We start from the raw sequence: 12,323 nt of genomic DNA, 5'->3' as shown, positions 1-12,323 counted from the left end.
ATTATATGAATGGTGTAATAAACTTCTTTAAGCCTAGGGGAATGACCTCCCATGATGCTGTAAATTTATTGAGAAAGATATTAAAAACTAAAAAAATCGGACACACTGGAACTTTGGATCCAAATGCATCTGGAGTATTACCTTTATGTATAGGAAAAGGTACTAGGATTTCTGAATACCTACTTGACAGTGATAAAGAATATATAGGAGAGCTAACATTAGGACATAGAACAGATACTCAAGATATGGATGGAAAGATAATATCTTCTTCTAAGAACTGTGTTGAAGAAGAAGATATTATAAGCGTCATGTCTAAATATATTGGTAAAATATCTCAGTTACCACCTATGTACTCCGCATTAAAACATAAAGGAAAAAAACTCTATGAATTAGCACGTGAAGGAAAAACAGTTGAACGTAATCCTCGAAATATTACAATATATGAACAAAAAATATTGAATATAGAAGATTGTAGGAAAATCATATTTTATACAAAATGTTCCAGGGGCACTTATATTAGAACATTATGTGACGATATAGGGGTAGATTTAGGTACTTATGGATATATGTCATATTTATTAAGAACAGGTGTAGGAAATTTTAAGATTAATAATTCATATAGCATTGAATATATTAGAAAATTAAGTTCGGAAGAGATTTCTAAAATAATTACTCCCATGGACAAGGCATTGTATCACCTAGAAGAACTTATTGTTTCAGAGCATTTATACTCAAAACTGATAAATGGAGTGGTACTACGATTTGATTTTATGGATGAAAGTAAAGTTGATAAATTACTGAGAGTATATTGTAAAGATATATTTATTGGAATAGGAAAAATTAGTAATGTAGATTCTAAATTTTACTTGAAGATGGATAAAGTTTTAATAATATAAGGTGGTATACATGGAGATTATAGAACTATCAAATTATAATGAAACAAGATTTAATACGGCTATAGCCTTAGGAAATTTTGATGGTATTCATATAGGACATCAGGAACTAATTAAAACCATGATATCTAAATCAAAAGAATTAGGTATAAAGTCTTCTCTTTTACTTTTTAAAAGTCATACTAAAGCTATAATAGATAATAGTAAACCTAAGATGATAACCAATAATCAGCAAAAATTTAAGATTGCTAAGGATTTAGGTGTAGATATTATTTATATATTAGACTTTGATGATAAAATTATGAAATTATCAGGAGAAGATTTTATTAAAAATATTATCATAAATAAAATGAATGGTAAGTTACTTGTTGTAGGATTTGATTATAGATTTGGCTATAAAGCTTCTGGAGATTCTAAGTATTTGATGAAACTTGGTAAAGATTATGATATAGATGTAATTGTACTAGACCCAGTTTATAAAGATAAAGATATTATAAGTAGTTCCAATATTAGAAGTTTAATAGCAGATGGAAATATTTCTCTTTGTTTAAAAATGTTAGGTAGACCATATTCTATTATAGGTAGAGTTATACCAGGGAAAAATAGAGGTAATAAATTAGGTTTTCCCACAGCTAATATAGAACCTATTGATAACTATGTAATACCTAAAAATGGAGTATATATGACTAATACCATAATAGATGGTAAAAAGTATGTTTCTGCTACAAATATTGGATATAATCCTACTTTTAATGAAGATATATTAAAGATAGAAACTTATATTCTAGATTTTAATGGGGATGTATATGGAAATACATTAGAAATTGAATTTTTAGATTTTCTTAGAAATGATATTAAATTTCAAAATAAAGAAGCATTAATAGAACAAATGAAAATTGATATTGAAATGATTAAATTAAGACAATAATATTTACATTTAAGGTTTATTATGATACTATAATATTGGTACATTACCTATTGCTATGTTTAACGTATCCTCGGCGTCTTACAAAGCTATAGGGGTATATTAAAATTTGGAGGTGTATTTATATGTTAACAAAAGAAGTTAAGGAACAAATAATTAATGATTATAAATTGCACGAAGGTGATACAGGTTCACCAGAGGTACAAATTGCAATTTTAACACACAGAATCAATTCTGTAAATGAGCATTTAAAAGCTCATAAAAAAGATCACCATTCTAGAAGAGGATTACTTAAAATGGTAGGTCAAAGAAGAGGTCTTTTAAAATATTTACAAAATAATGATATTGAAAGATATCGTTCTTTAATTGAAAAATTAGGCATCAGAGGTTAATAAGAGCGGGATTATCCCGCTCTATTGATTTATTCTAGATATTTTTTATGAAATAAGGATATAATAAATATATTAAAATTTAAGGAGGTATTGCATGGAAAGAAAATTCCAGTATAGATTAGCTGGTAGGGATCTTACTGTAACCATAGGTAAAGTAGCTGAACAGGCTAATGGAGCTTGTATGGTGCAATATGGTGATACAGTAGTGTTAGCCACTGCTACAGCTTCTAAAGAACCAAGAGAAGGTATAGACTTTTTTCCCCTTAGTGTTGACTATGAAGAAAAATTATATTCAGTAGGTAAAATACCAGGTGGATTTATTAAAAGAGAAGGTAGACCAAGTGAAAAAGCAATTTTAACTTCAAGGCTTATAGATAGACCTCTTAGACCATTATTTCCAGATGGATATAGAAATGATGTACAAGTCATAGCTACTGTTCTGTCAGTTGACCAAGATCATTCACCAGAAATAGTTGCCATGATTGGGTCTTCAATAGCATTATCCATATCAGATATACCATTTAATGGACCAACAGGTTCAGTATTAATTGGCTTAATAGATGGAAATTTTGTTATAAATCCAACTAGTGAAGAAAGAGATAAATCTGAAATACATTTAGTAGTAGCAGGAACTAAAGATGCTATAATGATGGTAGAAGCAGGTGCTAATGAGATTACAGAGAAAGTAATGCTAGAAGGTATTTTAACAGCACATGGTGAAATTGTGAAATTATGTGAATTTATTGAAGATATTGCAAAGGAAATAGGAAAAACTAAGGAAGAATATAATTTATTTAAACCAAGTGATGAAATTAGAGAAAAGATTATTGAATTTGGTAGAAAAAAATTAATTGACGCTATTAATACTTTTGAGAAACAAGAAAGATTAAATAATATTGATAAAGTAAATAAGGAAATTAAAGAAATATTTTTAGAAGAATATCCTGAATCAGAACAAGATATCAATGAGATAATAGAAGATATGCTAAAAGAAGAAGTAAGAAGATTAATCCTTGAGGAAGGAAAAAGACCAGATAATAGGAAGGTTGATGAGATACGTCCTATTACAACAGACGTAGGTTTACTTCCAAGAGCCCATGGTTCAGGATTATTTACAAGAGGTCAAACTCAGGTTCTTACTATTGCTACCTTAGGTGCTATTAGTGATGCTCAAGTTATTGATGGTTTAGGAGAAGATGAATCTAAAAGATACATGCATCACTATAACTTCCCGCCATATTCAGTAGGTGATACTAGACCTTTAAGAGGACCTGGAAGAAGAGAAATAGGTCATGGGGCATTGGCAGAGAGAGCCCTTGAACCAGTTATACCATCAGAGGATAATTTCCCTTATACTATTAGACTTGTATCCGAAGTTTTAAGTTCAAATGGTTCTTCATCTCAAGCTAGTGTTTGTGGAAGTACTTTAGCTTTACTTGATGCAGGTGTACCTATAAAATCTCCTGTAGCAGGGATAGCAATGGGGCTAATAAAAGAAGGTGATAAATTAGCTATTCTATCTGATATACAAGGTATGGAAGATCATTTGGGAGATATGGATTTTAAGGTAGCTGGTACTAAAGATGGAATTACAGCTATACAAATGGATATAAAGATAGCTGGAATAGATAAACCAATTTTAGAAGAAGCTTTGGAAAAAGCGAGAAAAGGAAGGCTTTATATTTTAGATAAAATGGCTGAAACTATTTCAACTCCACGGGGAAATTTATCACAATATGCGCCTAAGATGTATACAATGCAAGTAAATCCAGATAAAATAAGAGATATTATTGGACCTGGTGGAAAAATGATTAATAAGATAATAGATGAAACAGGCGTAAAAATTGATATTGATGATAGTGGCAAGGTATTTATTTCTTCCATATCCCAAGAAGATGGTGAAAAGGCTATGGATATGATAAATAAAATAGTTAAAGAAGTTGAAGTTGGAGATATTTACTTAGGAAAAGTAACACGTATAACTAACTTCGGTGCCTTTGTAGATGTTTTAAATGGAAAAGAAGGACTGCTTCATATATCTAATATAGCTAGAGAAAGAGTTAATAAGGTAGAAGATGTACTAGCTTTAGGAGATGAAATATTAGTTAAAGTTATGGAAATAGATAATCAAGGTCGAGTTAATCTATCTAGAAAAGTATTGCTTCCAGAAGAGACTAAAACAGAAGAATAAAATACTAATGCATGAACCAAAATAAGGTTCATGTTTTTATGTCCTATAAATATATGTTCATTTTCAATATTGATGTCTAATAAGATGTTATCATAAATGATAACAAATAAAATTAAAATAATTAATTAATAAAGGGAATCTATGAAAATGGTTTCCCTAATTTAGTTTTTAGGATAATTTCATAACTCTTTGAATATATATAAATATATAATATATTGGAGGGATGTATATGAAATTAGTTATTGTAAGTAAAAAGACTTTAATTACCATTTTAATTGTTTTAATAGTAGTTATAATAACTTTAGGTATATTAAAGGTCTATAATAAAACAGAAGAAACTTTTAATTCAGATGTATATTATCAAGGAAATATTGATGAAAAAATAATCGCATTTGCTTGTAATGTAGACTGGGGAAATGAAAACATTCCAAATATGTTAGAGATATTTAAAAAAAATGATATCAAAATTACATATTTTGTAACTGGTAAATGGGCAGAGAAAAACAAGGACATCTTAAAAATGATTTATAATGATAAACATGAAATTGGAAATCATGGTTATAGTCATGTAGATTATAATAAATTATCTTATAATGAAAATAAAGAAGGAATAGTGAAAGCTCATAATATAATTAAGGAAGTATTAGATATTGATTCAAAATATTTTGCACCTCCATCAGGTGCTTACAATGATAATACTGTAAAAGCAGCAAAAGACTTGGGATATGAACTTATAATGTGGAGTATAGATACAATTGACTGGCGAAAAGATAGTACAAAAGATGTAATTATTAAAAGAGTTATTCCTAAAATACATAATTCTGCAATTGTTCTAATGCATCCAACTGAAGAGACAGTTAAAGCATTACCAGAAATAATAAATTACCTATACCAAAATGGTTATAAAATTGGTACAATAAGTGATGTAATAAAAAACAATTAGTAATACTGGAGGAGAATATGTATATAATAGATAAATTGGATAATGGCATAAGAGTTGTCATGGAAAGAATTCCCTATGTCAACTCTGTTTCCATTGGGGTTATAGTCGATAATGGTTCTGCAAAAGAGGACAAGCATAATAATGGAGTATCTCATTTTATAGAGCATATGTTATTTAAAGGAACTGGAAAGAGAACAGCTAAAAATATTGCAGAAACAATAGATAATATAGGTGGTCAATTAAATGCTTTTACTGGTAAGGAAACTACATGTTATTATGCTAAGGTTTTATATAATCATATAGATATAGCTATAGATGTGTTAGCTGATATGTTAACTAATTCAAATTTTTCAGAATCAGATATAGAAAAAGAAAAAGCAGTGATAATAGAAGAAATAAATATGTATCTTGATTCACCTGAGGATATGGTTAGTGAACTATTAAATGAGATAATGTTTAAAGATACATCACTTGGTCATCCTATATTAGGAATAGAAGAAAGTATTAAGAATTTAAATAAAGAAAAAATTATCAATTATTTTTTTGATAGTTATATACCTGAAAATATAGTTATATCATTAGCTGGTAAAATTGATACCAAAGAAGTTTTTAAAATGTTAAATCATTACTTTGGAAATTTTAATGATTCTAATAAATGTAATAGCAGAACTAAGAATACTTATAGATTTACCAATAAATTAAAGGGTATCAACAAAAGTACAGAACAACTAAATTTTTGCATTGGAATGGAAGGACTGCCAATTATTTCTGAAAACATAGAAGCATTATTAGTATTAAATAATATTTTTGGTGGCAGCATGAGTTCCAGATTATTTCAAAAAATACGAGAAGATTTAGGATTAGCTTATGCAATTGAGTCATATCCATCATTTTATAAAGATACAGGTATATTAAGTATATATACAGGATTGCATCCAGCTCAATTATTAAAAACTGTAAAATATATTGGTAATGAGATTGATGATATTAGAAAAAATTTAATCTCAAAAGATGAACTAGATAAATCTAAGGAGCATCTAAAAGGAAGCTATGTTCTTGGAATGGAAGGAACCTTTAGTAGAATGTATGAAATAGGAAAATCTATATTAATTTTTAATAAAGTACAATCTCCTGATGAAATATTAAATAGAATTAGTAAAGTAAATTTAAGTAATATAGAAGAAATTATAAAAATTATATTCAATAAAGAAACTATTAATATTGCCTATGTAGGAGATATTAAAAACCAAAAATTAATTGAACAAAAAATAAAAAATATATTATTTTAATGGAGGGTGGTTAAGATGAAAATAAATGTAATCAATAAATCTGAGTTTGAATTACCAGAATATAAGACTAAGGGAGCAGCTGGATTAGATTTACAAGCCAATATTAATGAGCCTATAGAGTTAAAACCATTAGATAGGGTTTTAGTATCAACTGGATTATTCCTTTCAATACCAGAAGGATATGAAGCTCAAATTAGAGGAAGATCGGGATTAGCTTTAAAACATGGAATAACATTAGCCAATGGAATAGGTACAATAGATAGTGATTATAGAGGAGAAATCAAAGTAATTTTAATTAATCTTGGGAAAGAGTCCTATATAATTAATAAAGGAGATAGAATAGCACAAATAGTATTTATTAAATATGAAAAGGCTATATTAATAGAAGTTGATGACTTAGATGAAACTACTAGAGGTAATGGAGGATTTGGTCATTCTGGATATTAATATCTTATAAGATATTATCATAAATGATAATGCATACTATTCAAATCTATATAATATTATTTAATATAAATTAATAGGAGGAGATTTTATGCGTTTATCTGAATTAGGTCAAAAGGAAATCGTAAACTTAAATAATGGTGGTAGACTTGGTATGATAATAGATAGTGATCTTTTAATTGATGAAGAAACTGGTAAAATCATTTCTTTGTTAGTACCAGAAAAAAGATTAGGATTAAGAATTTTGGGTTTGGAGAGTAATGATATAGAAATACCGTGGAATACAATTAGAAAAATAGGATACGATATGATTATCATTGAGATTGAATAATTATATAAAAAAATACATATATCCAAATTTGGATATATGTATTTTTTTATATAAGGAATATTATTGTTTTTTAAGTAAATGCTATATATATTAATTATTTTAGGAGGAAAATATGAATAAGAAAAATAAAGATGATAATTCTCCAATTCAAGAGGAAAAACTAGAAAATATTAAAGAAATAGGTACTGTCAATATTCCAGAAGTAAAAAATAATATTCAATTTATATCTATTATTGGGGAAATAGAAGGTCATACAATTTCCCCTAACGACAAAAAAGCTACTAAATATGAACATATTATTCCTTTATTAATAGCAGCTCAACAAGATCCAAAAATCGAAGGAATTTTTATTATTTTAAATACTGTTGGTGGAGATGTAGAGGCAGGTTTAGCACTTTCCGAATTGATAAATTCAGTAGATAAACCTAAGGTATCTTTAGTTTTAGGTGGGGGACATAGTATTGGAGTACCCTTAGCTACTTCAACAGATTATTCATTTATTGTTCCTACTGCAACTATGACAATACATCCTATTAGAACTACTGGTTTAGTTATTGGGGTACCACAAACCTTTAGATATTTTCAAAAAATGCAACAAAGAATAATCAATTTTATATTGAGAACTTCAGAAATTGATGACAAAACATTAAATGAGCTAATGTATTCAACAGATGAAATTGCAAATGATGTAGGAACAATATTAGTTGGAGAAGAAGCAGTAAAGTATAAATTAATAGATGAAGTAGGAGGATTTTCAAGAGCTTTAAAAAAACTTGATACTATGATAGAGGATAAAAATAAATAGAATAGAATTCCAAATTATGCTATAATAACTACAGCATATACTTTAAAGGGGGGAGTTTTTTTTGAACCTTAAAAAGAAAACTATTAAAAAAACTCAAAAAAAAAATAAATATAATAAAGATATTATAGGAATAATTGTAATTGCATTAGGTATATTATCAATGATAAGTCTATTTAGCTCTAATATGGGCATAATAGGCTCTATAATCAAAGGTACTACTTTTTCTTTAATGGGATTTGGCTCTTATTTTTTTCCTTTAATCATAATAGCTTCAGGAATTATCTTTTTCTTAGAAGACTATAAACATATGGAAGGAAGAATGATTTTATCTATGGGGTTTATACTTTTAAGCATATTGGTTATGCTTGATGGAATAAATCCTTTTGATTATAAATTTATTGATAGGATTAATACTTCCCTTAACTTAAGTAAAATTGGGAAAGGCGGAGGCATAATCGGTAGTTTCTTTGGTTTTTTTATTTACAGACTATTTGGCTCAATAGGCTCTTATCTTGTTTTAGGATTTATTATTATTATAAACACGTTAATTATAACCAATATTAAAGTGAAAGATATTTTTTTGAAGTCTAAAAATATGAAAAAAACTAATGAAGATAAAAAACAAAGAGCTAAACCTAAAATAATAAATGAGATAAAGCCTGAACTAAATAAGGAAGATATTAAAAAGGATATTAAAATTTTAGATTATGTAAAAAATCAAAAAAAAGAAAATTTAAAGGAAATGAGTACTGAAGAAATAAATAATATTGATGCTGAAATAAAGAACAAACAAAGTAAAAATCATATTTCTACATATAATATACCATCCTTGGCATTATTAAAATCTCCAATATCAAATCAAGATGGTGATGATAGAAAAGAGATATTAAATAATGCCAAAATAATTGAAGAGACAATGAAAAATTTTGGCATTGATGCTACAATTACACAAATCAATAAAGGTCCAACTATTACTTGCTATGAACTACAACCTTCTCCAGGAATCAAACTTAGTAAGATAGTATCTTTATCTGATAATATAGCTTTAAGTTTGGCTTCATCAGATATTCGAATTGAAGCACCTATACCTGGTAAGGCAGCTGTAGGTATTGAAGTCCCAAATAAAATAAAAAGCAGTGTGTTTTTAAAAGAAATAATTACTTCTGAATCATATAATACTATTGATTCTCCTATACCATTGGCTCTTGGAAAAGATATATCAGGTAATGCAATAGTATCTACTATTGATAAAATGCCACATTTACTTATAGCAGGAGCTACTGGTTCAGGAAAATCAGTTTGTATAAATACAATAATCATGAGTATATTATATAAATCATCTCCGGAAGATGTTAAACTTTTACTTATAGATCCTAAAATGGTAGAATTAAGTATATATAATGGTATCCCTCATTTATTAATCCCAGTAGTAACCGATGCAAAAAAGGCGGCTTTTGCACTTAATTGGGCTGTAACAGAGATGGAAAAAAGATATAAATTATTTGCTGAAAATAATGTTAGGGACATAAAATCTTATAATAGTAAGACTAAAGATACTGGAGGAGAAGAATTACCTACAATAGTTATAATAATTGATGAGTTGGCAGATCTAATGATGGTTGCAGCTCAAGAAATAGAAGATTATATCTGTAGACTTGCACAAATGGCTAGAGCTGCAGGAATGTATCTCATTGTTGCTACCCAAAGACCATCTGTAGACGTTATAACTGGTACCATAAAGGCTAATATACCTTCAAGGATATCATTTGCTGTATCTTCTCAAGTGGATTCTAGAACCATTTTAGATATGGCAGGAGCAGAGAAACTTTTAGGAAAAGGTGATATGTTATTTTACCCATCTTTTTATTCAAAACCTTCTAGGCTGCAAGGTGCCTTTATATCTGATGAAGAAGTAGAGGCTGTAGTTAATTCTCTTAAGGCTCAAGATATAACGGAATACAATGAAGATATTATTGAAGTAGTGGAAAATTCAAAAGAAATATCCTTTACTGATAGTGATGAACTATTACCAACTGCAATATCTTTAGTTGTAGAAGAAGGACAGGCTTCAATTTCATTATTACAAAGGAGATTAAAAATTGGATATGCTAGGGCTGCAAGAATTGTAGATGAAATGGAAGAAAGAGGTGTAATAGGAGGATATGAAGGTAGTAAACCTAGAAAAGTATTATTATCACCAGAAGATTTAGAGTCAACATTTAAGGAGAGATAGAATGAAAACAAAAAAAATTTACATTGTTACTTTAGGTTGTTCAAAAAATGAAATAGATTCGGAACTAATGATGAGTATATTAAAAGAAAGTAATTATATAATATCTGATTCATTAGAGGAAGCAAATGTTATTGTTGTAAATACATGTGGATTTATAGAAAGAGCCAAAGAAGAATCTATAGAAACTATTTGGGAAATGACTAAATATAAAGAGGAAGGTAATTGTAAATACTTAATATTAGCGGGCTGTTTAGCTGAAAGATATTCTAAAGAATTAATGGATGAGATTCCTGATATTGATGCAATTATTGGTACTGGAAATATAAAAGATATCGCCTTAGTTATTAAAGAGTTAGAACTAAAATCTAAAAGAATTAAAAAAACAGGAAATATAGATGTAGCTTATCTGGAAGAAGTTAAAAGAATTAATTTTAATATTACGGAATATGTAAGGATTTCTGAAGGATGTGATAATTTCTGCACATATTGTATTATTCCTAGATTAAGAGGAAAACATAGAAGTAGAAAAATGGATGATATAATAGAAGAGGTAAAGTACTTAGCTTCTAATGGAGTAAAGGAAATAATTTTAATTGGTCAAAATACTTCTGATTATGGAATTGATTTATATAATGAATATGCCTTATATAAATTGTTAGATAGATTAAATAATATAGAAGGTATTACTTGGATTAGATTATTATACTTATATCCTGATAATTTTGATGATAACCTAATTAAATCAATTAAAAATAATCAAAAAGTAGTTAAATATGTGGATATTCCATTGCAACACGTAAATAATAATATTCTAAAGAAAATGAATCGAAAAACAAATAAGGAAGATATTATACTATTAATAAATAAGTTGAAAAAAGAAATACCAGAAATAATTATAAGAACAACATTTATTGTAGGATTTCCTGGAGAAACTGAGGAGTACTTTAATGATCTATTAGACTTTGTTGAAGATATAAAATTTGAAAGATTAGGTGTTTTTACTTATTCACAAGAAGAAGATACTCCTGCTTACAGTTTTCCAAACCAAATTTCAGAAGAAATAAAAGAATGTAGAAGAGATAAAATCATGGAACTTCAGAAAGATATATCTGAGGATATTATGATGAACAAGGTTGGAAAAAAGTTTAATGTATTAATAGAAGAATTTTGTGGCAATAATACCTATATTGGCAGGACATATATGGATAGCCCCGAAATTGATGGTGTTGTTTATGTTAACTCTATTAAGGAATTAATTTTAGGTGATTTTATAGAAGTTAAAATAACTGATTATTTAGAGTATGATTTGATAGGGGAGGTAATCCAATGAATCTAGCAAATAAAATAACTATCTTCAGAGTGTTTCTAGTACCAATATTCATGTTTGTATTATATTCTACTCTTCCATATAATACTTATTTTGCAGCTGCAATTTTTATAATAGCATCCCTAACAGATACCTTAGATGGATATGTTGCCAGAAGCAGAAATATGATCACTAATTTTGGAAAATTTGTAGATCCATTAGCTGACAAGGTCTTAGTATCAGCTGCTTTGATTTCTTTAGTAGAATTAGGTAAAGTGCCTGGTTGGGTGGTAGTTTTGATTATTGCAAGAGAATTTACTATCACTGGTTTTAGAATAATTGCAGCTTCAGAAGGTATAAATATAGCTGCAAGTTCATTAGGTAAGATAAAAACTATTACACAATTAGTAGCTATAATTGCTTTATTGCTAAATAATTTCCCGTTTAGTTTAATTAATCTTCCCTTTGATTATATTATGCTATATATTTCATTATTTTTTACAATAATATCTGGAATAGATTATATATATAAAAATAAATCTGCCCTTAAAATGGGGATTAAATAAAAGGT

At 27.9% G+C, this 12,323-nt stretch carries 12 protein-coding genes; all 12 read left to right on the top strand.

What is annotated here, in order from left to right; all coding sequences use genetic code 11:
- Positions 1-5: 5 nt before the first annotated feature.
- Entirely contained in the window at positions 6-896 is an 891-nt protein-coding gene (gene truB, locus BUB33_RS01705; protein ID WP_072972306.1) for a tRNA pseudouridine(55) synthase TruB, read from the top strand.
- A 10-nt stretch (positions 897-906) separates the two neighbouring features.
- On the top strand, positions 907-1,821 hold the full coding sequence (locus tag BUB33_RS01700; RefSeq protein ID WP_072972303.1) for a bifunctional riboflavin kinase/FAD synthetase: 915 nt from the start codon (positions 907-909) through the stop codon (positions 1,819-1,821).
- Between the two features lie 122 nt (positions 1,822-1,943).
- Positions 1,944-2,210: a 30S ribosomal protein S15 gene (rpsO, locus tag BUB33_RS01695; protein ID WP_072972299.1), complete on the top strand. Its 267-nt coding sequence runs from the start codon at positions 1,944-1,946 to the stop codon at positions 2,208-2,210.
- A 94-nt stretch (positions 2,211-2,304) separates the two neighbouring features.
- Positions 2,305-4,401, top strand: coding sequence for a polyribonucleotide nucleotidyltransferase (locus BUB33_RS01690; RefSeq protein ID WP_072972296.1), 2,097 nt, complete (start codon positions 2,305-2,307; stop codon positions 4,399-4,401).
- 229 nt (positions 4,402-4,630) lie between these two features.
- Positions 4,631-5,344 (top strand): polysaccharide deacetylase family protein, encoded by a 714-nt coding sequence (locus BUB33_RS01685; protein ID WP_072972294.1) that lies wholly within the window; start codon positions 4,631-4,633, stop codon positions 5,342-5,344.
- A 17-nt stretch (positions 5,345-5,361) separates the two neighbouring features.
- Positions 5,362-6,633, top strand: a complete 1,272-nt coding sequence (locus tag BUB33_RS01680; RefSeq protein ID WP_072972292.1) for a M16 family metallopeptidase — start codon at positions 5,362-5,364, stop codon at positions 6,631-6,633.
- 15 nt (positions 6,634-6,648) lie between these two features.
- Positions 6,649-7,080, top strand: coding sequence for a dUTP diphosphatase (gene dut / locus BUB33_RS01675; RefSeq protein ID WP_072972288.1), 432 nt, complete (start codon positions 6,649-6,651; stop codon positions 7,078-7,080).
- A gap of 88 nt (positions 7,081-7,168) precedes the next feature.
- Positions 7,169-7,408 (top strand): YlmC/YmxH family sporulation protein, encoded by a 240-nt coding sequence (locus tag BUB33_RS01670; RefSeq protein ID WP_072972285.1) that lies wholly within the window; start codon positions 7,169-7,171, stop codon positions 7,406-7,408.
- 112 nt (positions 7,409-7,520) lie between these two features.
- The gene (locus BUB33_RS01665; protein WP_072972282.1) at positions 7,521-8,213 is read left to right on the top strand and encodes a ClpP family protease; all 693 of its coding nucleotides are present in this window, start codon (positions 7,521-7,523) and stop codon (positions 8,211-8,213) included.
- A 61-nt stretch (positions 8,214-8,274) separates the two neighbouring features.
- A complete protein-coding gene (locus tag BUB33_RS01660; protein ID WP_072972277.1) occupies positions 8,275-10,446 on the top strand; it encodes an FtsK/SpoIIIE family DNA translocase in 2,172 nt (723 codons plus the stop codon).
- A gap of 1 nt (position 10,447) precedes the next feature.
- Positions 10,448-11,776 carry a 30S ribosomal protein S12 methylthiotransferase RimO gene (gene rimO / locus BUB33_RS01655; RefSeq protein ID WP_072972273.1) on the top strand — a complete coding sequence of 443 codons (1,329 nt, stop codon included), beginning with the start codon at positions 10,448-10,450 and terminating at the stop codon, positions 11,774-11,776.
- Positions 11,773-12,318, top strand: a complete 546-nt coding sequence (pgsA, locus tag BUB33_RS01650; RefSeq protein WP_072972268.1) for a CDP-diacylglycerol--glycerol-3-phosphate 3-phosphatidyltransferase — start codon at positions 11,773-11,775, stop codon at positions 12,316-12,318. The genes rimO and pgsA overlap by 4 nt, the downstream gene beginning before the upstream one ends.
- Positions 12,319-12,323 lie beyond the last annotated feature (5 nt).

The organism is Tissierella praeacuta DSM 18095 (assembly GCF_900128955.1).
Taxonomy (GTDB): Bacteria; Bacillota; Clostridia; order Tissierellales; family Tissierellaceae; genus Tissierella; species Tissierella praeacuta.
This window is presented reverse-complemented; position numbering and strand designations above follow the sequence as displayed.

Excerpts from the sequence above, each read along its gene's own strand:
- BUB33_RS01680 (WP_072972292.1), top strand. The coding sequence starts at position 5,362 with ATGTATATAATAGATAAATTGGATAATGGCATAAGAGTTGTCATGGAA.
- dut (WP_072972288.1), top strand. The coding sequence starts at position 6,649 with ATGAAAATAAATGTAATCAATAAATCTGAGTTTGAATTACCAGAATAT.
- BUB33_RS01685 (WP_072972294.1), top strand. The coding sequence starts at position 4,631 with ATGAAATTAGTTATTGTAAGTAAAAAGACTTTAATTACCATTTTAATT.
- BUB33_RS01690 (WP_072972296.1), top strand. The coding sequence starts at position 2,305 with ATGGAAAGAAAATTCCAGTATAGATTAGCTGGTAGGGATCTTACTGTA.
- rimO (WP_072972273.1), top strand. The coding sequence starts at position 10,448 with ATGAAAACAAAAAAAATTTACATTGTTACTTTAGGTTGTTCAAAAAAT.
- rpsO (WP_072972299.1), top strand. The coding sequence starts at position 1,944 with ATGTTAACAAAAGAAGTTAAGGAACAAATAATTAATGATTATAAATTG.
- BUB33_RS01670 (WP_072972285.1), top strand. The coding sequence starts at position 7,169 with ATGCGTTTATCTGAATTAGGTCAAAAGGAAATCGTAAACTTAAATAAT.
- pgsA (WP_072972268.1), top strand. The coding sequence starts at position 11,773 with ATGAATCTAGCAAATAAAATAACTATCTTCAGAGTGTTTCTAGTACCA.
- BUB33_RS01700 (WP_072972303.1), top strand. The coding sequence starts at position 907 with ATGGAGATTATAGAACTATCAAATTATAATGAAACAAGATTTAATACG.
- truB (WP_072972306.1), top strand. The coding sequence starts at position 6 with ATGAATGGTGTAATAAACTTCTTTAAGCCTAGGGGAATGACCTCCCAT.
- BUB33_RS01665 (WP_072972282.1), top strand. The coding sequence starts at position 7,521 with ATGAATAAGAAAAATAAAGATGATAATTCTCCAATTCAAGAGGAAAAA.